We start from the raw sequence: 25,747 nt of genomic DNA on the forward strand, positions 1-25,747 counted from the left end.
CGGTCCTGCGCGCCCAGCGCGACCTCGGCATCGACGTACCGGACGGGGTGGTCGAGGCCTACGAGGCGGTCGTCGAGAAGGTGGACCTCGACTCGATCGCGGCGCGCGAGCGGGTCACCCGCCACGACGTGAAGGCGCGGATCGAGGAGTTCAGCGCGCTGGCCGGCCACGAGCAGATCCACAAGGGCATGACGAGCCGCGACCTGACCGAGAACGTCGAGCAGCTCCAGGTCCGCCAGTCGCTCGAGCTGCTGCGCGACCGCAGCGTCGCCACCCTGGCCCGGCTCGCCCGGCTGGCCGCCGAGCACGAGACCACCGTGATGGCCGGCCGCTCCCACAACGTGGCCGCGCAGGCGACCACGCTGGGCAAGCGGTTCGCGACCGTCGCCGACGAGATGCTGATCGCCCTGGAGCGGGTCGAGGAGCTGCTGGCCCGCTACCCGCTGCGCGGCATCAAGGGCCCGATGGGCACCGCGCAGGACATGCTGGACCTGCTGGGCGGCGACGAGGCGAAGCTCGCGCAGCTCGAAACACAGATCGCCGACGGCCTGGGCTTTAGCCAGGTCTTCAACTCCGTGGGCCAGGTCTACCCGCGCTCCCTCGACTTCGACGCCCTGTCCGTCCTCGTGGAGCTGGGCGCGGCGATGAGCTCGCTGTGCATGACGATCCGCCTGATGGCGGGCAACGAGACCGTCACCGAGGGCTTCAAGGAAGGCCAGGTCGGCTCGTCCGCGATGCCGCACAAGATGAACGCCCGCTCCTGCGAGCGCGTCGGCGGCATGCAGGTCCTGCTGCGCGGTTACCTTACGATGGCGGCCGACCTCTCGGGTGCCCAGTGGAACGAGGGCGACGTCTTCTGCTCCGTCGTCCGCCGCGTCGCCCTGCCGGATGCCTTCTTCACCTTCGACGGCATGTGCGAGACCTTCCTCACCGTGCTCGACGAGTTCGGGGCCTTCCCAGCGATGATCGAGCGCGAGCTGGAGCGCTACCTGCCGTTCCTGGCCACCACCCGCATCCTCATGGCGGCGGTGCGCGCGGGCGTGGGCCGCGAGACCGCTCACGAGGTCATCAAGGAAAACGCCGTGGGCATGGCGCTGGACATGCGCGAGCGTGGCGCGGAGCAGAACCTCATCGAGCGCCTCGCCAACGACGAGCGTCTGCCGATGAATGAGCAGGATCTCCACGACGCCCTGGCCGACCGCAAGGCCTTCATCGGTGCGGCCGAGTCCCAGGTTTCTCGCGTGCTGGACCGCGTGGCATCCATCGTCCAGGCCCACCCGGATGCCGCGGCCTACACCCCTGGCGAGATTCTTTAAACCGGCACCGCTCCCACGTATTTCGGTAAATTCGAAGGCGTGGGAGCATTGATTTGGTTTATCGCAGCCCTGGTCCTCGCCGGTCTTGAACTGGCGGCCGGGGAGTTCACCCTGCTCATGCTGGCCGGCGGCGCGACCGTCGGTGGTCTCGTGGAGTGGGCGGGCGCACCGACCTGGGCGGCCATCGTCGCCTTCGGCGTCGCCACTGCTGGGCTGATCCTGTTCCTGCGCCCCATTCTTCGCCGTAGGCTGCACGGCCCGAAGGCGCTCGATACCTCCCAGCAGGCCTTGGTCGGCGCGACCGCTGAGGTTCTGGAGGACGTCGGTGCCCGCGGCGGGCAGATCCGCCTGGATGGCTCCATCTGGTCTGCACGTTCGATGGACCCATCCGAGACCTTCACCAAGGGCGAAGAGGTCCACGTCATCGACATTGATGGCCCAACCGCTGTCGTGTGGAAACACGACTAGCGGGCAACGCAGTCCGTGAAAGAACCAACCAGGAAACGGTAAACACATGTCCGGCATGATCTTCCTCTTAGTTCTGTTGGCTTTCATCGCCCTCGTCGTGGTGAAATCCATCGCCCTGATCCCGCAAGGCGAGGCGGCCGTCATCGAGCGCCTCGGTAGCTACACCCGCTCCGTCTCGGGCGGGATCACGATCCTCGTTCCCTTTATCGACCGCGTCCGCGCCCGAGTGGATACCCGTGAGCGCGTGGTCTCCTTTCCACCGCAGGCGGTCATCACCCAGGACAACCTGACGGTCGCCATCGATACGGTCGTGACCTTCCAGATCAACGACCCCGCCAAGGCGATCTACGGCGTTGATAACTACATCGTCGGTGTGGAGCAGATTTCTGTGGCAACGCTGCGCGACGTGGTCGGTGGCATGACGCTGGAGGAGACGCTGACCTCCCGCGAGACGATCAACCGCCGACTGCGCGGTGAGCTCGACGCCGCGACTGCCCGGTGGGGGCTGCGCATCAGCCGAGTTGAGCTGAAGGCGATTGATCCGCCGCCGTCCATCCAGCAGTCCATGGAGATGCAGATGAAGGCGGATCGCGAGAAGCGCGCGATGATCCTCACCGCAGAGGGCCGCCGGGAGTCGGACATCAAGACCGCTGAGGGTGAAAAGCAGGCCCGCATCCTCTCCGCTGAGGGTGAGAAGCACGCCGCCATCCTGGCCGCCGAGGCCGAGCGCCAGGCGATGATCCTGCGCGCCGAGGGTGAGCGCGCCTCCCGCTACCTGGAAGCACAGGGTGAGGCGAAGGCCGTCCAGAAGATCAACGCCGCCATCAAGGCTTCCAAGCTCACGCCGGAGGTGCTGGCCTTCCAGTACCTGGATAAGCTGCCGAAGCTGGCCCAGGGCCAGGCGTCGACGATGTGGATGATCCCGTCCCAGTTCGGCGATTCCCTGGAGCAGTTCGCCAAGGCCTTCGCCAAGAAGGACGACGAGGGCGTGTTCCGCTACGAGCCGGCCCACGTGGACGAGGACACCCGCGAGAAGGCCGAGGCGGATGACACGGAGGAGTGGTTCTCCACGGCTTCTGACCCGGAGATCGCCAAGGCCGTGGCCGCGGCGAACGCGGTGGCCAATAAGCCGGTGGAGGAGGACCCGATGGATCCAACGCCCAAGCCGCAACACGCTCGTAAGGAGTTCCCGGCTGAGCCGGTACAGCAGCCCGCCCCGCAGAGCGTGGATCCGCAGAATATGTGGACGAACCCTACGAATTAGGGCGTACCTGGGGGAGGGCCTGGTGGGGGTCTAGCCGGGCCCAATCGCGGTGCTAGACTGTCTAGCCATGCGACCAGAATTGTCTGATTACGAGCACATTTCCGCGGGTAAAGTCCGCGAGATCTACGAGATCGACGCAGAGCACCTGCTGATGGTCGTCACGGATCGGATCAGTGCCTACGATTTCGTGCTCGACACCGATATTCCAGACAAGGGGCGGGTGCTCACCGCGATGAGCGCCTACTTCTTCGAGCAGATCGACTTCCCGAACCACCTCGCGGGCCCGCTGGATGACGAGCGTATCCCCGAGGAGGTGCTCGGTCGCGCCATGGTGTGCAAGAAGTTGGACATGGTTCCCTTCGAGTGCGTGGCTCGCGGCTACCTCACCGGCTCCGGCCTGAAGGAGTACGAGGCCACCGGTGCGGTTTGCGGCGTCAAGCTCCCGGAGGGCCTGGTCGAGGCCTCCAAGCTGGAGGAACCGATCTTCACCCCGGCGACGAAGGCCGAGATCGGGGATCATGACGAGAACGTCGGCTTCGACGTCGTCGTCAAGGACCTGGGGGAGGACCTCGCGGAAAGGCTGCGCACCGCAACCCTGGAGATCTACTCCCAGGCCGCGAAGATGGCCGAGGAGAAGGGCCTGATCCTGGCGGACACGAAGTTCGAGTTCGGCCTGGACAAGGCGGGCAACCTGGTGCTCGCCGACGAGGTGCTCACCCCGGACTCCTCCCGCTACTGGCCGGCTGACGGCTACGAGGAGGGCAAGGTGCAGCCGAGCTTCGATAAGCAGTTCGTGCGTAACTGGCTGACCGGCCCGAAGTCTGGCTGGGATAAGAATGACGGTTCCCAGCCGCCGGAGCTGCCGGGCTCCGTGGTGGAGGCCACCCGCGCGCGCTACGTGGAGGCCTACGAGCGCATCTCCGGCAAGCGTTTCGCCGACTGGATCGGCAGCTGCGTCTAAAACACGGCGTGCCCGGCAGGAAGCGCTGAACCCTTGGCTTAGCGCTCCCCGCACTCGCCGGGACGGTCGGAAAAGACCCGGGATAACGCTCAACCCCGCTCAACCATCACGGTTGCGCGGGGTTTATGCATTGCGCAGCGGATCACCGCGCTGCGCGGGCGGTGTGGCTGGCCTACTAGACGCGAGCAGCGTGCTTAGCGACCTCGGTGATGCCGTGGTGTGTGAGGTGTAGCGCCAGGTTGCGGTGCTGCGGGGCGACGTCGATGAGGCCGGTGATCCAGCGGTCGCGAGCGCACGTGTCGTGGCCGGCGGTCATTGGCTTAATGTCCACGAAGGTGGAGCGGGTGTCGCGGGAGGCATTCCTCGCTGCACGCTGCAGGGCATCCTCGACCGGACGAGCCTTGACGACCAGGGACGGGGTGCCCTGTGGCAGCGGGTTCAGGTAGCAGGTCTGGCCGGCCGGGTTGGTGATCTGTGGGTAGCCGATGACCTTCACGCGAGCGTTCGGGGCCAGGCGCTTGACGTGATTGACGGTGTTGCGGATGGATACGCGCAGGTTGTTCTCGATCTGCGGGACCGGCATCTTGTCGTTCAAGATGTACGGGTAGGTGTCGTTAGCACCGGCGAAGATGACGACCTCGCGGGTCGCGCCGTTGAGCTTGCCGTCCTGGCGGGCCTTGTTCGCCAGGCTGGTGATGTGCTTGCCGCCAGTGCGGAAGGAAGCGCCGGAACAGGAGTAGTTGTCCACCGGGGCACGCTTGACGGACGCGTAAGCGTGCTTGAAGCGGTCGTCGGAGGCGCAGCCCACGCCGTTCATTGGCTTCGGATCGAGTGGAACGCCGCGCTGGGTCAGGTAGTGCTGGACGGTCGGGTTGGCCATGATCGAGTCGCCGAGCAGCACGGTGTTACCAGGAGCTGCGGAAGCTGTGGCAGGTGCCAGCATGGCGCCGAGAACAGCAACCACGGAGAGGGCGAGGGCCTTGAGACGCATATTCATCCTATCTGTGGATTGGTGTAGAAGATTCGATGCTCGTTACAGCCGGATTGTATTTGCTTCCCAGGGAAAATGAAACAAATGAGCATTATTGGGAGCAAATTACAGAAGTTATGCAACGTATTGTGTCGCCCCGGTGGTTCTGGGACGTGCTCCTGCGCAGCTCACCGGGCTCGTGATCCGTGTCCGGTGCGGGTGCTAGCTTAGGGGCTTAGCGAAACCTGGAGCTGTGTGCGGACTGGTTGCCTGCCGGGGAGTGGTCCCCGCAGGTGGCGGCCGAACCTGGCTGCCATCCCAGCGCCAGTACAGCTGGCTCCCAGGTAACGAATTCATAACACTATCGTGTTTTGGCTAGAGAAGAAAGGTCAAGGGCTTTCGTGACTCAGGGCACTGAAGGGCAGCAGCAGAACCAGGGCGGCACCACGGCCGCTACCAGCGGGGACAAGCAGGCCCCGCCGCTAACCGCTCCTGTGGCCAAGAAGCTTGCCACCCAGCGCAGTTTCCATGGCCGTGACTTCAGCGATGACTACGAGTGGCTTCGGGATAAGGAAGCCCAGGAAGTTCTGGATCACCTCGCTGCCGAGGATGCATTCGCCGTGCAGGAGACCGAGCACCTGAAGCCGCTACGCGAGGCCATCTACCAAGAAGTGAAGTCCCGCGTGCAGGAGACGGACATGTCCCTACCCGTCCGTGCGGGCGACTGGTGGTACTTCTCCCGCTCGACGGAGGGGAAGAACTACGCCTCGATGTGCCGCGTCCCCGTCGAGAACCCGGAGGACTGGACCCCACCGCAGATCGACCCGGAGACCCCGCACCCGCGCGAGGAGGTCTTCCTCGACGTCAACGCCGAGGCCGAGGGGCACAACTTCTTCTCCCTCGGGGCGGCGAGCGTCACCCTCGACGGCACCCGCTTGGCCTACTCCGTGGACACCGCGGGCGACGAGCGCTTCACCATGTACTTCCGCGACCTGGCCACCGGCGAGCAGATCGGGGAGCCGATCCCGGATGTCTTCTACGGCGCGACCTGGGTCGGCCGCGACACGATCTACTACCAGAAGGTCGACGCCGCCTGGCGCCCGCACGAGGTCTGGCGCCACACGCTCGGCACCTCCGTCGAGGAGGATGAGCTGATCTACCGCGAGGAAGACGAGCGCTTCTGGACCGGCGTTGGCACCACCCGCTCTAAGCGCTTCCTGCTGATCGCCTCCTCCTCCAAGGTCACCAGCGAGATCTGGTACCTCGACCTGGAGGCCGAGGAGAAGGGCGAGGGCGCGGAGCTGACCCGCATCCTGCCGCGCGAACAGGGGGTTGAGTACGGCATCGACCACGCCCGCGTCGGTGGTGAGGAGTACTGGCTGGTCATCCACAACAAGAACGGCGTGAACTCCGAGTTGGGCTACCATCCGGTCGGCCAGATCGCCTCCCTGGACGACGTCACCGTCCTCGTGCCGCATCGCGACGACGCCCGCATCGAGGGTGTGGACTGCTTCCAGAACCACCTCGTCCTCGAGGCCCGCGAGAACGCCGTTTCGAAGAGCTACCTGATGGATATCTCCGACGGTTGGTCCGAGTTCCGCCCAGTCGACTTCGGCGAGGAGATCGCGACCGTCGGGGCCGCCGGGAATAGCGAGTGGAACCCGCCCGTCCTGCGCTTCGTCTTCTCCTCCTTTACGACGCCCACCCGGATCTACGAGCTCGACCTGGCTACTGGGGAGCAGATCCTGCGCAAGGAACAGCAGGTCCTTCCCGGGCCGGACGGTAAGGAATTCAACCCGGCTGATTACCAGGCCACCCGCATCTGGGCCACTGCGCCGGACGGCGCCCAGGTCCCGGTTAGCCTGATCCACCGCGCCGACGTCCCACTCGACCGGGAGAACCCGGTGCTGCTTTATGGCTATGGCAGCTACGAGTCCTCCATGGACCCGGGTTTCTCCATCTTCCGGCTCTCGATGCTGGACCGCGGCGTGGTCTACGCCATCGCGCACGTCCGCGGTGGCGGGGAAATGGGCCGGCTTTGGTACGACAACGGCAAGGGGCTGTCCAAGAAGAACACCTTCACTGACTTCATCGCCGTGGCCGACGAGCTGATTGCCCGAGGCATGACCAGCCCGCAGCGCATGGTCGCCGAGGGGGGCTCTGCCGGCGGCATGCTGATGGGCGCGGTGGCGAACATGGCAGGCGACCGCTTCGCGGGTATCGAGGCGATCGTGCCCTTCGTCGACCCGCTGACCTCCATGCTCATGCCGGAGCTGCCGCTGACCGTGACCGAGTGGGATGAATGGGGCGACCCCTACCACGACCCACAGGTCTACGACTACATGGCGGAATACGCCCCCTACGAGAACATCACCGCCGACAAGACTTATCCGCCGATTCTCGCTGTGACCAGCCTCAACGACACCCGCGTACTCTACGTGGAACCCGCGAAGTGGGTGGCTAAGCTCCGCGACGTGGCGGGCGCGAACGTCCTGCTGAAGATCGACATGGAGTCCGGCCACGGTGGCGTCTCCGGCCGCTACAAGGCCTGGGAGCAGGGTGCGTTCGAGACCGCCTGGGAGCTGGACCGCATGGGTGCCACCGAGCTGTTGGGCTAGGTTTTTCCACCTTCGGTCACGCTTTCCGCCGCCTTCGGAGGTGCTGTTTCATCTCCCCCGGCGGCGCCATTCCAATAATTCCTTGGCCTTTCAGCCTGGTGTTAACATGGGCACGTACTTAATGGATTTTTCCAACAGCTGGGAGCACTAGAGAACATGGCTCGTGTGGTTGTCAACGTCATGCCGAAGAAAGAAATTCTGGATCCCCAGGGGCAGGCCATCGTCCGCGCCCTTGGTCGTCTGGAGATTAGCGGGGTGCGGGATGTCCGTCAGGGCAAGCGCTTCGAACTCGAGGTCGATGACCAGGTGACCGAGGCAGATCTGGGGAAGATCGCCGCGGAACTGCTCGCCAACACCGTGATTGAGGACTACGAGGTCGTCACCGCGGAGGTTCAGCAGTGAGCCCTCGCATCGGAGTAATCACCTTCCCGGGCACCCTCGATGACGTCGACGCCCTGCGCGCCGTTCGTCTCGCCGGGGGCGAGCCCGTCGAGCTGTGGCACGCGGACGCTGACCTGAAGGACGTCGACGCTGTCGTCGTCCCGGGTGGTTTTTCTTATGGCGACTACCTGCGCGCCGGGGCCATCGCCGCGATCGCCCCAGCCATGCGCTCCGTCGTCGAGGCCGCGGGCCGTGGCCTGCCCGTCCTGGGCATCTGCAACGGCTTCCAGATCCTGCAGGAAGCAGGGTTGCTGCCGGGCGCGCTGACCCGTAACGAGGGCCTGCACTTCGTGTGCCGCGACATCGAGCTCGAGGTGGAGAACAACTCCACCCCATGGACCTCCGGCCTGGAGAAGGGATCCACCCTGCTGGTCCCGTCCAAGCACGGCGAGGGCCGCTTCCAGGCGGATGAGGAGACCCTCAAGCGCCTCGAGGGGGAGGGGCAGGTTGTCTTTCGCTACGTGGTGAACCACAACGGCTCCCGCAACTCCATCGCGGGCGTGTGCAGCGAGAAGGGCAACGTCGTTGGCCTCATGCCGCACCCAGAGCACGCCGTGGAAGAGCTCACCGGACCGTCCACCGACGGCCTCGGCATGTTCCAGTCCGTCCTTCACAGCCTGGTCTAGGGCCTCATCGGCTACCAGCGAGAACTTTTTCAAGAAAGTAGTTCAGGGAAGTAGTTCTATGACGAACAACCTCAACAACGGTTCCGGCGCCGCGGCCGACTCTGGCGCTGTCAAGGTGCACAACGACACGGTGGCGAACGCCGAGCAGACCCCGGATCTCGTCCAGCCGTGGGCGGACCTCGGCCTCAAGGAGGACGAGTACGCCCGCATCAAGGAGATCCTGGGCCGCCGCCCAACCGAGGCGGAGCTGGCCGTGTACTCCGTGATGTGGTCGGAGCACTGCTCCTATAAGTCCTCCAAGGTTCACCTGCGTTACTTCGGTGAGACCACCACCGAGGAGATGAACTCCAAGATGCTCGCCGGCATCGGCGAGAACGCCGGCGTGGTGGACATCGGCGACGGCTGGGCCGTGACCTTCAAGGTCGAGAGCCACAACTCGCCGTCCTACATCGAGCCCTACCAGGGTGCTGCCACCGGCGTCGGCGGCATCATCCGCGACATCATGGCCATGGGCGCCCGCCCGGTCGCCGTGATGGACCAGCTGCGCTTCGGCGCCGCGGACGCCCCGGATACCCAGCGCGTCCTGCCTGGCGTGGTTGCCGGTATCGGCGGCTACGGTAACTCCCTCGGCCTGCCGAACATCGGCGGCGAGACCGTCTTCGACGCCTCCTACGGCGGTAACCCACTGGTCAACGCCCTCGGCGTGGGCGTGCTCCCGGCCGAGGACCTGAAGCTGGCCTTCGCCTCCGGCACCGGCAACCGCGTCGTCCTCTTCGGTGCCCGCACCGGCCTGGACGGCATCGGCGGTGTGTCCGTCCTGGCGTCCGAGAACTTCGAGGAGGGCGCGGAGCGCAAGCTCCCGGCCGTGCAGGTCGGCGACCCCTTCGCGGAGAAGGTCCTCATCGAGTGCTGCCTGGACCTGTACAACGCCGGCGTCGTCGTCGGTATTCAGGATCTCGGTGGCGCAGGCCTGTCCTGTGCCGTCTCCGAGCTCGCCGCCGCTGGTGACGTGGGCATGCACGTCGTGCTCGACAACGTCCACCAGCGCGCCAAGGGCATGACCGGCGCCGAGATCCTCTCCTCCGAGTCCCAGGAGCGCATGTGCGCGGTCGTGGAGCCGGAGAAGCTCGACGAATTCATGGAGATCTGCCGCAAGTGGGACGTCATCGCCTCCGACATCGGCGAGGTCACCGACACCGGTCGCCTGATCTGCGAGCACCAGGGCGAGGTCATCCTGGACGCCCCGCCGAAGACCATCGCGGACGAGGGCCCGGTCTACGAGCGCCCGTACCAGCGCCCGGCCAACCAGGACGAGCTGCAGAAGCAGGCCGACCTGCCGCGCCCGAATAACCTGCCGGAGCTGCGCCAGCAGCTGCTGGACCTGGTCGCCTCCCCGGCGCTGTGCTCCCGCGAGTTCATCACCGAGCAGTTCGACCGTTACGTCCGCGGCAACACCGTCCTGGCGAAGGACGCCGATGCCGGGATGCTGCGCATCGACGAGAAGACCAACCGTGGCATCGCGGTCTCCGCAGACGCCTCCGGGCGCTACGCGCAGCTCGACCCGCGCATGGGTGCGAAGCTCGCGCTGGGCGAGGCCTACCGCAACGTCGCCACCACGGGTGCGACCCCGGTGGCTGTCTCCAACTGCCTGAACTTCGGCTCCCCGGAGGACCCGGAGGTCATGTGGCAGTTCCGCGAGGCCGTCCACGGCCTGGCCGACGGCTGCGTCGACGTCCAGATCCCGGTCACCGGCGGCAACGTCTCCTTCTATAACCAGACCGGTGACACCCCGATCCTGCCGACCCCGGTGGTCGCGGTTCTGGGAACCATCGACGACGCCACCACCCGCCTGCCGCAGCAGATCGCGGAGGGCTCGGAGTACGAGCTGATCCTGGCTGGCGCGATGACCAAGGAGGAGCTGGGGGGCTCCATCTGGCAGCAGGTTGTCCACGACAACCTCTCCGGCTTGCCGCCGCAGATCGACCTGCACGCCGAGGAGTGCCTGGGCAATGCCCTGTCCGCCCTGCGTGGCGTGGCAGCTGCAGCCACCGACCTCTCCGAGGGCGGCCTGGCGCAGACCATCGTCGAGCTGGCGATCCAGTCCAACACGGGTGTCACCGTCAACCCGGCGATGAACCTGGAGCCTGGCCTGGCGGCCAGCGATGACCTGCACGAGCAGCTCTTCGTTGGCCTGTTCTCCGAGACCGCCACCCGCGTGGTGCTCGCGGTGCCGAAGGCAAGCTACGGCAAGGCGATGGAGATCCTCGCCGACCACGAGGTTCCAGCCGCCTGGATTGGCCGCACAGGCAGCGTGGACGCCGAGGGTCGCCCGGAGGTCTGCTTCGAGGTTGGCGCGACCGGCAACCTGCCGGGCGATCAGCCGGGGCCTGCGGAGCAGGACGCATCCGAGGAGGGCGAGGTCGCACGCCTGGTCTTCAACGTCGAGGAGCTGCGCAACGTGTGGGAGGCAACTCTGCCCGCGCTCTTCGGCCACGCCACCGGCGCGAACTCCACCGTCTAGGTCGCACAAGCCCTAGCTAGGGGAGGGCTGGCCTAACTGCTAGCCCTCCTGATCGGCGAGCTGATACTCGAGCGCTTGAATGCGCTCCTTCAGCTCGGCGATATCTTTTCGGTATAGGCCCAGTGTCTCGTCGACCTGGGCCTTCGTCCATCTCGGCTGAATGTGCTTCGAGCAGTTCGCGTCGGTAGCCACCAGGTCCACGACCATGATGCGTTCGGAGGGCTGGCGGAGCCTTACGCCGCCGATGGTGGTCGCGGCCTCGGCGAGCTCGAGATCGTCGGTGGCCTCCACGATGCGGGCGTGGCCGAAGACCTTCAGCCGGCGCCGCAGTGGATAGTCGACGAAGAACAGGCACACCCGCCCGCCGTCCTTCCCGCCCCGGTCCACATTGCCCGTGGTGACGAACTGGTTATTGCCGTGGAACTCCGGCCAGAACAGTCGCTTGCCGTCCGCGCTGATGTGCACGAAGCCCTGCGGTCCGCCGCGGTGCTGCACGTACGGCCACCCGGTGCCAGTGACGGTGGAGATGTAGAAGTGCTGGGCGCTGCGGATCAGCTTGCGGGCCTTTCCGTCGAGCCCATCGAAGGGGCCGTCGGCGTGCCCCTGCTCCACGCCGGGCAGCTGCGTTTCCTCGCTGTGCTGTCGGGCGCGGACGAAGCGGTCGTAGGCGATCTTCTCGTAGGTCAGCTCATCGGTCATCAGCCGGCTCCTTCCAGGTTTGGTCGTACAGGGTCGCCGCGTTCGGCAGCCGCCCTAGGTCCGGCGGTCGCCTCTGACGATCACACTAGAGAAGTAGGACGTCTACCTCTTCGCCCTCGCCGGGGCCCGCGGATCTCGCCGGTATCACCACCATGCCATCCAGCCCCACGAGGGAGGCAACGAAGTGGGAGCCGAAGCGCTGGCCACTGAACGCATCCACCACAGGTTCGGTGCCGGAGTAGTCCACCCGGACGGGGGAGAGCAGCGTGCGCCCCGTGCTGGTTGGGAAATGTCCGCGGACCCGGGCGCGCACGCCCGGGCGGTTGAGGGCGGTGCCGTAAGCAGGCAGTCCCCGCATGCGGCGGAGCAGCGGGGCTACAAAGATGTGGAAGCTCACCCACACGCTCACGGGGTTGCCGGGCAGGCAGAGCAGGGGAGTGCCCGCCCACAGCCCGCCGCCCTGGGGCTTGCCCGGCTGCATATTCAGCGGGCCGAACCACATGTCCGTGCTGTTCTCTCCCGCGACCTGTTTGACCACATCGAAGGCCCCGGCGGAGATACCACCGGTGGTGACGATGAGGTCGTGGCTGACCGCGAGCTCGTCCAAGAGGTGGCGGAAGGCCTCGGCGTCGTCCCGGACCTGGTGAACGCTGGCGGTGACCCCGGTGCCCAGTGCCTCGGCGAGCTGGGCGGCCATCGGGCCGTTGGAGTCCGGGATGCGGGGTAGGCTGCTTTCAACTGATCCGGCCCCGGCTTGGCCGGTCTCGGCACCATTGGTCACCGCGACCTCGTCGCCCGTGGTGACCACGGCGACGCGCAGCGTGGGGTGGACCTCGACCTCATCCACCCCGGTCGCAATGAGGGCGGCGACGGTCCCGGCGTCGAGCTCGCAGCCTGCCGGGGCGAGTGCCTCGCCCGGGCGGATGTTGGAACCGGCGCGGCGCACGTGCGACTGCTCCGGGTTCAGCTCGTAGACCTCGATGGCCTCGGGAAGCGGGTGCGGGCCGGCGGGGATATTCGTCGCCTCAACGGGGATGATCACCACGTCGGCGCCCTCCGGAACTGGGGCGCCCGTCATGATGCGCTGGGCGTAACCTGTCGGCGGTAGTTCGGGGGCCGCGCCGGCGAAGACATCGCCGGAGACAGGAAAACGCAGCGGACTCGTGCGCAGGTCCCGGGCTTCCAAGTCTGGGGGCACGTCCGAGGCACGGATGGCGAAACCATCCATCGCGGAGTTCGAAAACGGTGGGACGGCCTGCTGGGCGTTCACCGGGCGCGCCAGCACCCGGCCCAACGCCTGGTTAAGCGGCAGCGTCTCAGTTCCACGGCCCGTCCGCTGCAGCCAGGCATCGGCCAGCGACTGGGTAAAGCGGTAGTGCTCGTCGATGGAACGCATATGCCCACCCGTGCCGTGGCAGGGGTGGGCGGCGGTCTTTGTCACTGGGCTAGTCGCTGAGCTTGGTATTACCCGGCAGGGGGGAGACCAGCGGCTTCGGCACGTAGGTGGAGCGCAGCTCGCGCAGCGTCATGGCGTGCTGCTCCAGGCGCTTATCCTCATTGGTCTGCGGCACGTACTTGCGGGCTGGCAGCGCGTGGCCGTCAACGTCCACCGCCACGTAGGTGAAGGAGGCGTGGATCGCGGTCGGCAGGTTCGAGGTGTCCTCGCGCGGGTCGCCCGCGCGCAGGTGGACGGAGACGGACATCGAACGGGCGTCGGTGCGGATCAGGCGGGCGTCCACCTCGATCAGGTCACCGATGGAGACCGGACGGTAGAAGCGGATGCCACCGGCGTAGACGGCGACGGTGCGCTCCCCGGACCAGCGCATGGTGCAGGCGGTCGCGGCCTCGTCGATCCACTGCATCGCGGTACCGCCGTGGACGTCGCCGCCCCAGTTGACGTCCGTGGGCTTAGCGAGGAAGCGGGAGGTGACCTGCGGCGCCGTGGAGTCGTCCGTGTAGGACTGGCGCAGCATTTCCTCCTCAATTGCCTTGCGCAGCTGGATGCGGGACAGCGCGGCCTCCTCGACGCGCTTCTCCTCCTCGGTCTGCGGGATGTACTTCGGCACAGCCTTGGACCGACGGTTCTCGTCCATAGCCACGAAGATCACCAGGCAGTCGCAGGCGCGGGTGAACTGGCCGTCGCGCGGGTCGGCAGAGAGCACTTCGTTGACGATGTGCATGGAGGAACGCCCGGTATAGGCGATGCGGGAACGCACCTCGACCAGGTGGCCGGAAGGAATTGGGCGGGTGAAGTGGATATGCCCCACATAGGCGGTCACGCAATAGGACTGAGACCAGCCCACGGCGCAGGCATAGGCCGCCTTATCGATCCACTCCAGCACACGCCCACCGTGCACGCCCATGCCGCCGGCGTACAGCACGTCGGTGGGGGAGGCGAGGAAACGTAGCGTGACGAGCGGCGATGGCCCCTCCGTGCTCGTCACTTCTGGCTGAGCCGTCAAGGCTTCATCGGTGTTTGCAGACGTCGCATCTTTACCCATGAAGGCCATGTTAAAGCATGGTCTGATAAAACACTCACACAGTGGCGAAATTGTTGCACAGAAGGCCGGGGAAACTGGTCATTTCCGCAGTTCAGAAGCGCGCTATGGGGTGCCTCACGTTGTTGCGAAAATGGCTTGTCCGCAGGCGTCATTAGGGTGGGGACTATGAGCCGAAAACTAAGTGGTCTTGAGCTGACTGCCGCGGCGACCGAGGCGATGGCCGCCGTTGCGGACTGGGTGGATGATCCGGAAAGCCAGCCCGTGCCCTCCCGCCAAACACTCGCGGATGCAGTCCGGCGCAGCGCTGAACTGCTCGCACAGGACGCGCCCGGAAATACCGTGGAGCTACGGGTGCCGCCCTTTGTGGCAGTGCAGTGCGTGGCCGGGCCGGTGCACCGCCGGGGGAATCCGCCCAACGTGGTGCAGTGCAGCCCGCTGGCCTGGCTGCGGGCTGCGGCCGGAGTGGCGTCCTTGACGGCTATGTCAGAACGAGCAGGTACCGAAGCGGTCGGCGGTCCGATGGGAAAGATCAGCGTAGAGCTTTCTGGAACCCGTGCTTCGGAGGTGGAGCGTCACTTGCCCCTGTTTGGAAGACATTAAAGGGCTGGTAATGTCGTGATAGTGGCAAAAGATACTGGCCTGAATTCTTTGAATGGGACCAACTCGGCACCGTCGGTGGACGCGGCACAGCCCGTCCAACCAACGGGCCGGGGGTACGACGATCACGGGGAGCAGCCTCCGCGCGAGGAATGCGGTGTCTTCGGGGTATGGGCGCCGGGGGAGGACGTCTCAAAGCTGACCTACTACGGGCTGTACGCACTGCAGCACCGTGGCCAGGAAGCGGCGGGCATCGGCGTCGGCAGTGGTGACCAGATCCTCGTGTATAAGGACCTCGGCCTGGTTAGCCAGGTGTTCGACGAGCAGATCCTTAACTCCCTGAAGGGACACATCGCGATCGGTCACACCCGTTACGCGACGGCCGGCGGGGGACGCTGGGAAAACGCCCAGCCGATGTTTCGCATGGCCTCGGACGGCACGGACGTCGCCCTGGGGCACAACGGCAACCTCACCAACTACCTGGAGCTGATGGCCGAGGCCGCGGAAAAGCGCCTCGTGGATCCCGCTGATGAGCCGAGCGACTCGGACGTCATGTGCGCCCTCATCGCGGACCTCATCGATGAAAACACCTCGATGGAGGAAGCCGCGCTCCAGCTCTTCCCGCGCGTCAAGGGCGCATACTGCCTGACTTTTATGGACGGCAAAGGCCTGTACGCGGTGCGCGACCCACACGGCGTGCGCCCGCTCAGCATCGGCAAGTTTGCCAACGGTTGGGTCGTCTCCAGCGAAACCGCGGCCCTGGACATCGTCGGCGCTGAGTTCGTGCGTGATGTCGAGCCGGGCGAGTTCATCGCCATCAACGAGGACGGCATCCGCTCCCGAAAATTCGCAGAGGCCACTCCGAAGGGCTGCGTGTTTGAGTACGTCTACCTCGCGCGCCCGGACTCGGTCATCAACGGCCAGCCAGTGAACGCGACCCGCGTGGACATCGGTCGCCGCCTGGCGGAGGAATGGCCGGCTGAAGGTGACCTGGTGATCCCGGTGCCTGACTCCGGCACCCCGGCGGCGGTGGGCTACGCCCAGGCCTCCGGCATCCCATTCGGCCAGGGGCTGACGAAGAACGCTTACGTGGGCCGTACCTTCATCGAGCCCTCCCAGACCATTCGTCAGCTGGGTATCCGCCTGAAGCTGAACCCACTGCGCCACGTGATCGAGGGCAAGCGCCTGATCGTGGTGGACGACTCCATCGTGCGCGGCAACACCCAGCGTGCTCTGATCCGCATGCTGCGGGATGCAGGCGCGGCCGAGGTGCACGTGCGCATCGCCTCCCCGCCGGTGAAGTGGCCATGCTTCTACGGCATCGATTTTCCGTCGCCAAACGAGCTGCTGGCCAACAACGTGGACCAAAACAACATGGTGGAGGCCATGCGGGAAGAGGTCGGTGCGGACTCCCTGGGCTTCGTCTCCACGGAAGCGATGGTGGAGACCAGCGCGCAGCCGCGGGAGACCCTGTGTGCTGCCTGCTTCGACGGCGTGTACCCGCTGGGGCTGCCGGCGGGTAATCCGAATGCGGAGCAGGTTCGCCTCAGGCAACGCCGCCTCGCGGAGGAAGCCGAGCAGGCCGCCGCGGGCGAGGTCTCAAGCAACAACCCCGAAGAAAACTAGCGATTGAACACCCTCGGCGCGAAGCCGGATTTCACAAGCAGGAGAAAACTCATGAGTGATGATCAGAAGACTCAAGCTGGGGCGTCTTACGCCGCCGCTGGTGTGGATATCGAGGCCGGCGACCGCGCTGTCGAGCTGCTGGCCCCGCTGGCGAAGCGTGCGACCCGCCCGGAGGTTCGCGGCGGGCTCGGCGGCTTCGCAGGCCTGTTCGCGCTGGGGGAGTACGACAAGCCACTGCTGGCCGCGTCCTCCGATGGCGTGGGCACCAAGCTGGCCGTCGCCCAGGCGATGGATAAGCATGACACCATCGGTCGCGACCTGGTGGCCATGTGCGTCGATGACCTCGTCGTCTGTGGCGCCGAGCCGCTGTTTATGCAGGACTACATCGCGATCGGCAAGGTGATCCCGGAGAAGGTTGCCGAGATCGTCAAGGGCATCGCGGATGGCTGCGAGGAGGCAGGCTGCGCACTGCTGGGCGGCGAGACCGCCGAGCACCCGGGTGTCATGGGCGAGAATGACTACGACGTCTCCGCCACCTCCGTCGGTGTGGTCGAGGAGGCCAAGCTGCTGGGCCCGGATAAGGTCCGCCCGGGCGACGTGGTCATCGCGATGGAGTCCTCCGGCCTGCACTCCAATGGCTACTCCCTGGCCCGCAAGGTTCTCTTGCAGGACGCCGGCCTGCCGCTCGACCAGGAGGTGCCGGAGTTCGGGCGCACCCTGGGCGAGGAGATGCTCGAGCCGACCCGCATCTACGCGAAGGACTGCCTGGACCTGGCCGCAGAGTGCGACGTCCACACCTTCGCCCACATCACCGGTGGCGGCCTGGCTGCCAACGTGGCCCGCGTGATCCCGGAGGGCCTGGTCGCCGAGCTGCACCGCTCCACCTGGGTGCCGGGTCCGATCTTCGCCAAGATCCAGGAGCTGGGTGGAGTGGCCCAGGAGGAGATGGAGAAGACCTTCAACATGGGCGTTGGCATGGTCGCCATCGTGTCCGAGGAGGACGCCGACCGTGCGCTGGCCATGCTGGCGGCCCGCCACATGAAGGCATGGCGCCTGGGCGTCGTCCGTTCCGGCGAGGGTGGCGCGACCCTGCAGGGCGAGCACCCGGCGGAGGGCTAAGCCGCTCTCGGGCGAAGCCCGTGGCGCCGGGCGTTGTCGGCAGCCACGGGCCAACACGAAAAGCGGCGTCGGCTCCACCGGGGGGGTTGGGGCGAGGCCGCGGGGCAAAAAATACGGCCCGAGCGCGACCGGATTTGTGAGGTCGTTGGCTCGGGCCGTATGGCGCGGGGACTAGTAGCGGTGGTCGCTCCAGTCGTCCCACTCGTCATCGCGCTCGGAGTACTCGTCCTGCTGCGGAGCTCCAGAAAGCTCTCGCTGCAGACGCTCCAGATCCATTTCCGGAGCCTGGTACTTCAGTCGGCGAGCTACCTTGGCTTGCTTAGCCTTTGCGCGGCCGCGACCCATGGCTGACCCCCTTGAGAGATCGTATGGCGACTCGAGGGAACGGTCGCCTTCTTATTGTTTAAGCATTTCCTGGTCTACACCATAGCGAATTTTTTTCGTGAATTCCGAACCCGGGGCCGCTCTGCCCCGCGCCGCGCCGTGGGAAACCATGGTCACGATGCGAGATGCATCGCAAAAGTGCAGGTCAGATAGGGTGGCGCGGCAGTGTCCGCGAAGATTAGCCGTTGCGCAGATTTTTGATTGCTGCGCGTCCCGGCTTTTCAGCGTCGTCCACTTTCACGTCCGCAGGGTCGATCGCGGCGTCCACCTCCCCGGCCTCCAGGGCTGGCACTGCCGCCGGGTCCGTCGCCAGCTTTTCCACCACATTGCGACGCACCAGCGCGAGGGCAACCGGCCCCAGCGTCGCGTCGTGTACGCTGCTGCCCACCCGGCCGATGCGGCGGCCACCCGCAGTAAGATCCGCACCAACCTCCGGGAGTGCGTTCCGGGAGCCATCGAGGTGGAGCAGCACCAGAGTACGTGGCGGCTTGCCGAGATTCTGCACCCGGGAGACGGTCTCCTGCCCGCGGTAGCAGCCCTTATTCAGGTGCACCGCATGCGCCGTCGGGCCCTCGCTCTCCTGGGCTAGCTGGGTCGCGCCGTGGGCGTTCTCGCCCAGGTACCAGGGGACCTCGTGGGGGATGGTCTTCTCGTCCGTGTCCTCGCCGATCACCGGCTGACGTGCAGCGATGCGCCAGGCGGTGTAGGCCATCAGCCCGGTTGGAGCGTAGCCGAGCTCTGCGGTTGCGTGATCCCAGCTTCCGATCTGTGCATCTGCCGGCAGCCACACGTCGGTCACCGCAATCTCCCCCAGTTTTCGGGTGCGCCAGGAGTGCGCATCCGGAAACGCTCCATCAGGGGTGGCTCCGAGCCCAGCCTGGTCATCCTCCGTCGACTCTTGCGCACCGGCCTTCTCCAGGACGGCCACCTGCGCCAGGTCTAGGCGCTCGACCTCAACCTTCGCCCAGAAGATCATGCGGCTGAGGTAGGTCTCCAGTCCCTCAGCCTGCTCTGCGGCGACGTCCAGCAGGATGCCGTCGTCCAAGGCAGCGACCCCGAATTGGTATTCCACGTGGCCCTGCACGTCCAGGATGAGGCCAAAAGTGGCCTGACCAGGCTGGATGGCGTTGATCTTCTGGCTGATCAGGTCGTTGAGCCAGGTCTTGGCCTCCTCACCGTGGACCCACAGGGCGACGCGGTCGAAGCGGTCGATGAGGCCGGTCGCGCCATCTTCGACGGCGTTCTGCTCACCAAGGGGGCTCCCGTAGTGCCAGGCGACAGGGTAGGTCTTGTCCTCATTGGTCGCGCTGGCGCCGGGGACGTGGCTCAACAGGGGAGAGCTGGGGGTGGTCATGAAGGGAAAACAACCTTTCTGCGCTCGTTAGTTACCCCGATGCTAGTAGGGAATCGCCACGGCGATCGACCAGGGCATATTCTTAAGATGGATCCCGGCTTTAGCCCCGCGCCCCCGCGCGTGCTGCGTTCGGCGCGAAGGGGGCTAGCCGGTTGCTGAGGTGGCTTGACGAAAAAGGAGTAGCTATGGCGATTGTCATTGATGTTCTCGGCGCCACGGAACCCCGCATCTGGGACGCTGAGCAGCCGTTCCTCTATGCCGACGACCTCGCGGCAATCCGCGGGGATGGCGTCTTCGAGACCCTGATCCTGCGCGAGGACGTGGTGCGCAACATGGACCGCCACGCCTCCCGTTTCCAGTCGAGCGCGGCGATGCTGGAGCTGCCGGAGCCGGATATTCAGCGCTGGACCGCAGCCACCGGGCTGGCGGTCAGCGAGTTCGCTCGCGTCTACCCGGAGCAGCACGAAGCGGCGCTGCGCTGGGTCTACTCGCGCGGTCGCGAATCGGGCGGTGAGCCCACCGGGTGGATCACGGTGACCCCGGTGGGCGAGGCACAGCTCGAAGCCCGCCGCGAGGGTGTCAGCGTCATGACCGCCGAACGCGGTTTCAGCCTCGATATTTCGGATCGCTCGCCGTGGGCACTGATCGGCGCAAAGACTCTCTCTTATGCGGCGAACATGGCAGCACTACGGGCAGCGAAGAAGGCCGGCTTCGACGACGTCATCTTCTTCAGCGAAGAAGGCACCGTTCTGGAAGGGCCGACGAGCAGCGTGATCATCGCCCGCGAGTCCGAGGGCGGCGGTAAACCACAGCTGCTGACTCCCTGCCCGCACACCGGGATCCTCCCCGGCACGTCGCAGGCTGCGGTGTTCCGGCTCGCTGCGGAGCGCGGCTGGCCGGTGGCCGAAGAGCAGCTCAACGAGAAGGACCTGCGCACCGCAGCGGGGGTGTGGCTGGTGTCCTCGGTGCGGATTCAGGCGCGCGTCACGGCCATCGACGGCCAGCCCATGCCACGGCCGGCCTTCGCCGACGAGCTCGAGGCCCTGATCGCGGAAGCCGTCACCGCGCAGGCCTAACTAGGTACAGGCCTAGCTAGGTACAGCGCTAGCCGCGCACCCGCTTGAGCTGCGCGGACATCCACGGCACCATTTCGCCGTCGATGAGGCGCTCGTCGACCCAGCCCAGGTCGTTGTTCGGCATGAGGCCGTAGAGGCGCTTGCCGGGGCCCAGGGCGCTCGGGCCGGTCTCGGTGGCCAAGGTGGAAGCGCTCTCCAGCTGCCAGGCGCGCTCGGTGAGCGGCTTGCCGTACATCAGCTCGATCATGCCGTCGGAGTGGGCGATGAGCAGCTCGATGTTGTCGTCATTGTCGATGCGCCAGAAGCCGGCCTCGCGGCGGAGCAGCTCGCCGACCTCCGGCTCGCCCGCAGCCTCAGTGCTAGCCTCGCCACCGTCCGCCTCAGCGCCCTCCTCGGCGGGCGGGTTGATCTTCCAGGTGCGGGACTCGAAGCCCAGGCGGTTCTCGCCATCGTGGAAGATGCTCAGCTGCTGGCCGAAGGTGAACTCCTCCTCGCCCGGGTGCGCAGCCTGGCCCTGGCCGCGCCACACGCCGACCAGCGGCAGGAGTGCGAGCAGACCGTCGTGCAGATTCGGGCCGAAGCGCAGGTTGGCGGTGTCCTCCGGGATCGGGAGGTCGCCGAAGACCGGCAGGTTCTTATCCGCGGTGCTCTTCGACTGCTCGGCGGCGAGGTTCACGGCCTGGTTGCCGTCCAGCTTCAGGCCGGAGTTGGTGCTTTCTGCCGGGGTGTTGGCACCCTGGTCAGGAGACTGATTATAAGCCTTATCGGAACTCATGGCCTCCACTCTATAGGGACGGCCGTTGCTCTTCCGTGAGGGGACGGGTCGGAGGGGTGAGGTCCCCGATGCTGACGGTGGTGTAGTAGTCCTCCGCCTCGATGAACACCGAGCCCCCGCCCACGTAGACGCGCATCGGGATCCCGGGGAAGGGGATGGAGTCCTTCTCGATCTTCAGCCGGAAGCCGTCCATCAGCGCCGCGGTGGTCGCCTCGTCCAGCTGATCAGCGGGGATGATCTCCGCGCCCTCCTTCTTGTTCACCGGTCCCTCGATGACGGTGACGGGGCGCAGGTAGACGTCGCCGCGCTTGATGCGGACCTTCATCTCGACGATCGCGGGGGCACGGAAGCCCTTCGGAGTGCCGCGGAAGATCGCTTCGGTTTCCCACCCGCCGCGCGGAGAGATGTCCGCCTTATTCGAGACGTCCAGGTCGGGGATGCCCATCAACTTTCCCAGAGGGACGACGCCCAGCTGGAGGCGGTGGAAGACCTTGCGCGCAGGAGCGTCGTGAATATCGCCCGTGAAGATCTGGGAGGCATTGACGTCGACGTACTGGGCGGAGGAGTGGACGGTGACGTCGCCGAATCCGGCGATGGGGACGTCCTTGGCGGTGACGGTGACGGCCTCCAGCTCCTTGGTGAGGGCCTGGGTGACGTAGGGGAATCCCGCGAGCATGACCTCCGGCGGCTTGGGCAGGTGCGAGCCCTCGTAGAGCTGCTGGGAGATCTTCGCCTCCGTGCGGGCGGCGATGAGGGAGTCCGTGAGCATGAGCGCGAGGAATGCGACCAGAAGACCGGCGAGAACCTTCCACAGGCGACGCCGGGGGCGCGGTGCTGGGGAGGGATCAGCCGAAATCTGCGGGTTTGCCATGAAGAACATTATGGCGCATCGACGGGCGCGGGCCATACCCGATCCGCAGCGGCGGGGTCTCGATGGCGAAATCCCATGTCTGGGTGCTTGCGTAGGGTGGATAGAACACCAAGCGAGATGAACCAGAATTTTACCGGGAGCGAGTTTTATGACCTGCACTTTCCACGCCTACGAGCAGCTTCACGCTCAGCCGGGGGTGGTCGCCGCGGTACACACCCTGCTCCGGGACGTCGAACAGGCCGACGGGGTGGCTGCGCTGAGCGAAGCCTTCCTCAAGGGCATCGATGGGGACCACGGGCACCAGCACATCTTGGCCATGACCGACGAGCGTGTGGTGGGCGTCCTGGCGCTGGATGGCGCCGTGACCGCCAGCGTGACCGGGGAGAACCCGACCGCAGAGCTAGCCGTCGCACCCGATGTGCGTCGCCAGGGGGTAGCCCGTGGGATGCTCGCGGCGGCGAGCGAGGACTTGGGGCTGACTGGCCCCCTGGATGCGTGGGCGCACGGGGATTTGGCACCGGCTCGCGCGATGGCCGAGGCAGCGAATGCTCGCCGCACCCGTGAGCTGCACAAGATGGCGGTAGTAGCCTCCCCAGGCAGCGACCGCGGCGAGCAGTTCCGCGCCGGGGCAGAAGATGTCGCCTCGAAGGTCGAGTCCCAGGGGCTGACGGTGCTGACCTACCCCGAGGCCGTCGAGCGCTTCGGAGAGGAGCTCGTGGACGAGGAATGGGTCCGCGTGAACAACGAGGCCTTCGCCTGGCATCCGGAGCAGGGCGGCTGGGATATCGATCAGCTGCGCAGCGCCCGCGACACCGCGTGGTTCGATCCCAATGGCGTGCTGATGGTCTGGTCCTGTGGGGAGGATGAGGACGCCGCCGGGCCGCGGTGCGCCGGCTTCCACTGGACGAAAATCCCCACCGAGGAGCAGGAGAAGCCAGAAGGCGAGCGCGCCGGGGAGGTCTACGTGGTCTGCCTCGCGGATGAAGCGCGAGGCAAGGGGCTGGGACCCGCGATCACGATGCTTGGCATCGGAGAGCTGATGAAGCGAGGCGTGGGAACCGTCGAACTCTACGTGGAGGGCGATAACGGTCCGGCGGTAGCAACCTACGAGGGCCTGGGCTTCGGGATCGTCCACACCGATGTGGTTTATCGTGGAGAATTAAATTAATTCCCTGCTCCGCAGCACTATTGCGGAACCTTAGTGAAAGGCTGCCTCGAAGATGTTGAAGAACAAGCCATTGATTGCGACGCCGGGTTCGCGACGCACCACGGTCGCGTTGGTCACCCTGCTGGCCGGTGGGCTCGCCTTGACTGCCTGCTCCGGTAGTGACGACCCGCAGACGGAGTCCGGTGACTCCACCACCGCCGCGGTAGAAAATCCGTACCCGATGGCGGACGTCTCGGGCACGGTGCGCGGCGCGGGGGCGACGTCCCAAAAGATGTTCATCGAGGACACGGTGGGCCCAGCGCTGCACCCTGACGGGATTGAGCTGGAATACCAGGCCACGGGCTCGGCCAAGGGGAAGGCGGCCTTTGTTGGCAAGCAGGCGGATTTCGCGAGCACCGACGTGCCGTTGAGCGAGCGCGCGACGAAGGATGCGCAGCAGCGCTGCGAGGGCAACACCGCCTGGCACATCCCGATGGTGCTGAGCCCCGTGGCAGTGGCCTACCGGCTGGATGGCGTGGACCAGGAGATTAACCTGCCCGCGCCCGTCGTAGCGAGCATCTTCGCGGGCAACGTCACGTCCTGGGATGACCCCCGGATCGCGAAGGCTAACGAGGGGGTGAAGCTGCCGAAGACCCCGATCAAGGTGGTTTACCGCGGCGACCAGTCCGGCACTTCCGAGATCTTCCAGCGCTTCCTTGCAGCGGCAACCGATGGGGTATGGAAGCCGCAGGGGCCGTCCTTCCCAACCGGCGTGGGCCTTGGCGCGAACGGCTCGGCCGGGGTGGCCGACCAGGCTGCCTCGGAAAACGGTTCCATCACCTACACGGCCACGCCGTTCACCAAGCCTGCCCCGCAGCTGAAGGCAGCGAAGGTCGACTTCGGCTTTGGCCCGGTGGCACCGTCCTCCGGGGCCGTCACCGAGGCACTCAAGGACGTGAAGTACCAGGGCAAGGGAAAGAACATGATCGTGGACGCCGACTCCCTCTTCGCCGATGCTGCGGAGGGCACCTACCCGCTGGCGCTGACCACCTACGAGGTCGTCTGCTCCAAGGGCTATGGGGAAGAGACCCGCGACAAGGTTAAAAACGTGCTGTACATGATGCTGGCCAACCAGCAGGGCGACTACGCGGATAAGGGCTACGTCCCGCTGACCGGTGAGATGAAGACCAAGGTGGAAGAGTCAATCGGCGCGATCGGGGCCTAGGGATTCGGCTCGCGGATTCCGTGGGTGAGTTGGGCCGTTCTAAGGCATAATTGAGGTTATGACGCAGCCCACCCAGGACAAGCCACAAAACCCCATTCACCTCGTGATCATGGGGGTCAGTGGTTCCGGTAAAACCACTCTGGCCCGGATCATCGGGGAGCGCACGGGTCGGCCCGTGCTGGAAGCCGATGATCTCCACCCGGCGGAGAACCTCGCCATTCTGGATCGCGGTGAGGTTCCCAGCAAGGCGAAGTACGTCAACTGGCTGGAGAGCGTGCGCGACTGGATGAGTGAGCATGGCCGCGCCGGCGAATCCACCGTGGTTGCTTGCCCGGCGCTGACCCGGGCTCACCGCGAGGTGCTCAACGAGGCGGAGGGCATCACATTCTTCGTGCACCTCTACGGCACCTTCGATGTGCTCTCGGAGCGCATGAGCCACCGCATCGGCCGCGATATGCCGCAGGAGCTCCTGGTGGCGCAGCTGGAGCTATTGGAGCGCCTGCACTCCGATGAGCTGGGGATCCAGCTCGATGTGACCCGCAAGCCGGAAGACCTCGTGGACGATGCCCTGGCGTCCGCGAAGTTCGCGGAGACCGCCTACGGCAGCGAGTCTTAAAGAAACAAGAACGAAGCGGGGCCCTCGTATCGATGAGGGCCCCGCTTTAGGCTGCTGATTCAGTGGCTGGTGGGCTAACCGCCGCTGTTTTCGATATCGGCGCCCACCGGCACGGTCTCGTCTTCGGGGTCGTCGAGCCAGCCATCGGGCAGCTGCACCTTCGCGGGGGAACCCTGGCGGCCGCGCGCGCCGTCGGCGTCGTTGGCGAGAGCCTCCGAGTCCCAGATGGGGTCGAGTACCTCGCGCAGCTCGGCCAGGGAGCTGACCTTCGAGAGGCTGCGACGCAGCTCGCCGCCAGCGGGGAAGCCGCGCATGTACCAGGTCATGTGCTTGCGCAGGTCGCGGCAGGCGCGATCCTCGCCGTCGTGCTCCGCGAGGAGCTCAGCGTGCCGCATGATGATGCGCGCCACCTCGCCCAGGGGTGGTTCAGCGGGCACCGGCAGGCCTCGCAGCTCGGCGGAGAGCTCGGCGAAGAGCCACGGCCGACCCAGGCAGCCACGGCCCACGACCACGCCGTCGCAGCCGGTCTGATCCATCATGGCGCGGGCGTCGGTGGCCTTGAAGATATCGCC

Annotated in this window: 24 protein-coding genes; 15 read left to right on the forward strand and 9 right to left on the reverse strand. The window is 66.1% G+C overall.

The genetic code is table 11. The features are described 5' to 3' along the window. The 4 genes from purB to Q1V78_RS07875 form a co-directional block, all read left to right on the forward strand. Positions 1–1,316: adenylosuccinate lyase (gene purB / locus Q1V78_RS07860; protein WP_300613354.1), on the forward strand; the 1,316-nt coding region annotated here is incomplete at its 5' end. Positions 1,317–1,355: 39 nt separating this feature from the next. Continuing rightward, complete coding sequence (locus Q1V78_RS07865) at positions 1,356–1,784, forward strand: NfeD family protein (RefSeq protein WP_300613356.1); 429 nt, start codon at positions 1,356–1,358, stop codon at positions 1,782–1,784. Between the two features lie 46 nt (positions 1,785–1,830). After that, positions 1,831–3,048 carry an SPFH domain-containing protein gene (locus Q1V78_RS07870; RefSeq protein WP_300613358.1) on the forward strand — a complete coding sequence of 406 codons (1,218 nt, stop codon included), beginning with the start codon at positions 1,831–1,833 and terminating at the stop codon, positions 3,046–3,048. Between the two features lie 67 nt (positions 3,049–3,115). Beyond that, the gene (locus tag Q1V78_RS07875) at positions 3,116–4,009 is read left to right on the forward strand and encodes a phosphoribosylaminoimidazolesuccinocarboxamide synthase (protein ID WP_300613360.1); all 894 of its coding nucleotides are present in this window, start codon (positions 3,116–3,118) and stop codon (positions 4,007–4,009) included. 175 nt (positions 4,010–4,184) lie between these two features. Here the strand turns inward: Q1V78_RS07875 and Q1V78_RS07880 are convergent, their stop codons facing one another. After that, positions 4,185–5,000 carry a GDSL-type esterase/lipase family protein gene (locus Q1V78_RS07880; RefSeq protein WP_300613362.1) on the reverse strand — a complete coding sequence of 272 codons (816 nt, stop codon included), beginning with the start codon at positions 4,998–5,000 and terminating at the stop codon, positions 4,185–4,187. A 380-nt stretch (positions 5,001–5,380) separates the two neighbouring features. On the opposite strand from Q1V78_RS07880, the gene Q1V78_RS07885 reads away from it, so the two are divergent. The 4 genes from Q1V78_RS07885 to purL all read left to right on the forward strand — a co-directional run bounded on the left by Q1V78_RS07885 (position 5,381) and on the right by purL (position 11,185). Then, positions 5,381–7,597 (forward strand): S9 family peptidase, encoded by a 2,217-nt coding sequence (locus Q1V78_RS07885; RefSeq protein WP_300613364.1) that lies wholly within the window; start codon positions 5,381–5,383, stop codon positions 7,595–7,597. Positions 7,598–7,753: 156 nt separating this feature from the next. Next, positions 7,754–7,999, forward strand: coding sequence for a phosphoribosylformylglycinamidine synthase subunit PurS (gene purS / locus Q1V78_RS07890; protein WP_300613366.1), 246 nt, complete (start codon positions 7,754–7,756; stop codon positions 7,997–7,999). Continuing rightward, entirely contained in the window at positions 7,996–8,664 is a 669-nt protein-coding gene (gene purQ, locus Q1V78_RS07895) for a phosphoribosylformylglycinamidine synthase subunit PurQ (protein ID WP_012360858.1), read from the forward strand. Before purS ends, purQ begins: the two co-directional genes overlap by 4 nt. A 58-nt stretch (positions 8,665–8,722) precedes the next feature. Then, positions 8,723–11,185 (forward strand): phosphoribosylformylglycinamidine synthase subunit PurL, encoded by a 2,463-nt coding sequence (gene purL, locus Q1V78_RS07900; RefSeq protein ID WP_300613369.1) that lies wholly within the window; start codon positions 8,723–8,725, stop codon positions 11,183–11,185. Between the two features lie 39 nt (positions 11,186–11,224). Here purL and Q1V78_RS07905 read toward each other — a convergent pair whose 3' ends face one another. The 3 genes from Q1V78_RS07905 to Q1V78_RS07915 all read right to left on the reverse strand — a co-directional run bounded on the left by Q1V78_RS07905 (position 11,225) and on the right by Q1V78_RS07915 (position 14,394). After that, positions 11,225–11,884: a pyridoxamine 5'-phosphate oxidase family protein gene (locus tag Q1V78_RS07905; protein WP_300613371.1), complete on the reverse strand. Its 660-nt coding sequence runs from the start codon at positions 11,882–11,884 to the stop codon at positions 11,225–11,227. An 85-nt stretch (positions 11,885–11,969) separates the two neighbouring features. Continuing rightward, complete coding sequence (glp, locus tag Q1V78_RS07910) at positions 11,970–13,325, reverse strand: gephyrin-like molybdotransferase Glp (protein ID WP_300613373.1); 1,356 nt, start codon at positions 13,323–13,325, stop codon at positions 11,970–11,972. 4 nt (positions 13,326–13,329) lie between these two features. After that, on the reverse strand, positions 13,330–14,394 hold the full coding sequence (locus Q1V78_RS07915; protein ID WP_300613375.1) for an acyl-CoA thioesterase: 1,065 nt from the start codon (positions 14,392–14,394) through the stop codon (positions 13,330–13,332). A gap of 156 nt (positions 14,395–14,550) precedes the next feature. Between Q1V78_RS07915 and Q1V78_RS07920 the strand changes: the two genes are divergently transcribed. The 3 genes from Q1V78_RS07920 to purM all read left to right on the forward strand — a co-directional run bounded on the left by Q1V78_RS07920 (position 14,551) and on the right by purM (position 17,727). After that, entirely contained in the window at positions 14,551–14,985 is a 435-nt protein-coding gene (locus tag Q1V78_RS07920) for a sterol carrier family protein (RefSeq protein ID WP_300613377.1), read from the forward strand. Between the two features lie 75 nt (positions 14,986–15,060). Continuing rightward, positions 15,061–16,608, forward strand: coding sequence for an amidophosphoribosyltransferase (gene purF / locus Q1V78_RS07925; protein ID WP_300613396.1), 1,548 nt, complete (start codon positions 15,061–15,063; stop codon positions 16,606–16,608). A 51-nt stretch (positions 16,609–16,659) separates the two neighbouring features. Further along, on the forward strand, positions 16,660–17,727 hold the full coding sequence (purM, locus tag Q1V78_RS07930; protein WP_284758557.1) for a phosphoribosylformylglycinamidine cyclo-ligase: 1,068 nt from the start codon (positions 16,660–16,662) through the stop codon (positions 17,725–17,727). 171 nt (positions 17,728–17,898) lie between these two features. Here the strand turns inward: purM and Q1V78_RS07935 are convergent, their stop codons facing one another. Next, complete coding sequence (locus Q1V78_RS07935; RefSeq protein WP_012360850.1) at positions 17,899–18,072, reverse strand: DUF3073 domain-containing protein; 174 nt, start codon at positions 18,070–18,072, stop codon at positions 17,899–17,901. A gap of 217 nt (positions 18,073–18,289) precedes the next feature. Next, positions 18,290–19,465 carry a folate-binding protein gene (locus tag Q1V78_RS07940; RefSeq protein ID WP_300613380.1) on the reverse strand — a complete coding sequence of 392 codons (1,176 nt, stop codon included), beginning with the start codon at positions 19,463–19,465 and terminating at the stop codon, positions 18,290–18,292. A 185-nt stretch (positions 19,466–19,650) separates the two neighbouring features. Between Q1V78_RS07940 and Q1V78_RS07945 the strand changes: the two genes are divergently transcribed. After that, positions 19,651–20,541 (forward strand): aminodeoxychorismate lyase, encoded by an 891-nt coding sequence (locus Q1V78_RS07945; RefSeq protein WP_300613383.1) that lies wholly within the window; start codon positions 19,651–19,653, stop codon positions 20,539–20,541. A gap of 28 nt (positions 20,542–20,569) precedes the next feature. Here Q1V78_RS07945 and Q1V78_RS07950 read toward each other — a convergent pair whose 3' ends face one another. Then, positions 20,570–21,316, reverse strand: a complete 747-nt coding sequence (locus Q1V78_RS07950) for an FABP family protein (protein ID WP_300613385.1) — start codon at positions 21,314–21,316, stop codon at positions 20,570–20,572. Positions 21,317–21,326: 10 nt separating this feature from the next. After that, entirely contained in the window at positions 21,327–22,187 is an 861-nt protein-coding gene (locus tag Q1V78_RS07955; RefSeq protein ID WP_300613387.1) for a DUF2993 domain-containing protein, read from the reverse strand. A gap of 148 nt (positions 22,188–22,335) precedes the next feature. Between Q1V78_RS07955 and mshD the strand changes: the two genes are divergently transcribed. The 3 genes from mshD to Q1V78_RS07970 are packed head-to-tail and all read left to right on the forward strand — an operon-like array spanning position 22,336 to position 25,175. Then, a complete protein-coding gene (gene mshD, locus Q1V78_RS07960; RefSeq protein WP_300613389.1) occupies positions 22,336–23,355 on the forward strand; it encodes a mycothiol synthase in 1,020 nt (339 codons plus the stop codon). A gap of 52 nt (positions 23,356–23,407) precedes the next feature. Next, on the forward strand, positions 23,408–24,559 hold the full coding sequence (gene pstS, locus Q1V78_RS07965) for a phosphate ABC transporter substrate-binding protein PstS (protein ID WP_300613390.1): 1,152 nt from the start codon (positions 23,408–23,410) through the stop codon (positions 24,557–24,559). Between the two features lie 58 nt (positions 24,560–24,617). Beyond that, positions 24,618–25,175: a gluconokinase, GntK/IdnK-type gene (locus Q1V78_RS07970; RefSeq protein WP_012360843.1), complete on the forward strand. Its 558-nt coding sequence runs from the start codon at positions 24,618–24,620 to the stop codon at positions 25,173–25,175. 74 nt (positions 25,176–25,249) lie between these two features. On the opposite strand, the gene Q1V78_RS07975 is transcribed toward Q1V78_RS07970, so the two are convergent. Beyond that, positions 25,250–25,747 (reverse strand): tRNA-dihydrouridine synthase (locus tag Q1V78_RS07975; RefSeq protein ID WP_300613394.1); only part of this gene is annotated, 498 nt, incomplete at its 5' end.

It is taken from the genome of Corynebacterium sp., assembly GCF_030152825.1.
Lineage (GTDB): Bacteria > Actinomycetota > Actinomycetes > Mycobacteriales > Mycobacteriaceae > Corynebacterium.

Bases quoted from the DNA above. Each gene is read 5' to 3' on its own strand.
- Q1V78_RS07970 (WP_012360843.1), top strand. From the start codon at position 24,618: ATGACGCAGCCCACCCAGGACAAGCCACAAAACCCCATTCACCTCGTG.
- Q1V78_RS07905 (WP_300613371.1), bottom strand. From the start codon at position 11,884: ATGACCGATGAGCTGACCTACGAGAAGATCGCCTACGACCGCTTCGTC.
- Q1V78_RS07915 (WP_300613375.1), bottom strand. From the start codon at position 14,394: ATGGCCTTCATGGGTAAAGATGCGACGTCTGCAAACACCGATGAAGCC.
- Q1V78_RS07955 (WP_300613387.1), bottom strand. From the start codon at position 22,187: ATGGCAAACCCGCAGATTTCGGCTGATCCCTCCCCAGCACCGCGCCCC.
- pstS (WP_300613390.1), top strand. From the start codon at position 23,408: ATGTTGAAGAACAAGCCATTGATTGCGACGCCGGGTTCGCGACGCACC.
- Q1V78_RS07870 (WP_300613358.1), top strand. From the start codon at position 1,831: ATGTCCGGCATGATCTTCCTCTTAGTTCTGTTGGCTTTCATCGCCCTC.
- Q1V78_RS07940 (WP_300613380.1), bottom strand. From the start codon at position 19,465: ATGACCACCCCCAGCTCTCCCCTGTTGAGCCACGTCCCCGGCGCCAGC.
- Q1V78_RS07935 (WP_012360850.1), bottom strand. From the start codon at position 18,072: ATGGGTCGCGGCCGCGCAAAGGCTAAGCAAGCCAAGGTAGCTCGCCGA.
- Q1V78_RS07875 (WP_300613360.1), top strand. From the start codon at position 3,116: ATGCGACCAGAATTGTCTGATTACGAGCACATTTCCGCGGGTAAAGTC.
- mshD (WP_300613389.1), top strand. From the start codon at position 22,336: ATGACCTGCACTTTCCACGCCTACGAGCAGCTTCACGCTCAGCCGGGG.
- purS (WP_300613366.1), top strand. From the start codon at position 7,754: ATGGCTCGTGTGGTTGTCAACGTCATGCCGAAGAAAGAAATTCTGGAT.
- Q1V78_RS07945 (WP_300613383.1), top strand. From the start codon at position 19,651: ATGGCGATTGTCATTGATGTTCTCGGCGCCACGGAACCCCGCATCTGG.
- Q1V78_RS07880 (WP_300613362.1), bottom strand. From the start codon at position 5,000: ATGCGTCTCAAGGCCCTCGCCCTCTCCGTGGTTGCTGTTCTCGGCGCC.
- Q1V78_RS07950 (WP_300613385.1), bottom strand. From the start codon at position 21,316: ATGAGTTCCGATAAGGCTTATAATCAGTCTCCTGACCAGGGTGCCAAC.
- purM (WP_284758557.1), top strand. From the start codon at position 16,660: ATGAGTGATGATCAGAAGACTCAAGCTGGGGCGTCTTACGCCGCCGCT.
- Q1V78_RS07920 (WP_300613377.1), top strand. From the start codon at position 14,551: ATGAGCCGAAAACTAAGTGGTCTTGAGCTGACTGCCGCGGCGACCGAG.
- purL (WP_300613369.1), top strand. From the start codon at position 8,723: ATGACGAACAACCTCAACAACGGTTCCGGCGCCGCGGCCGACTCTGGC.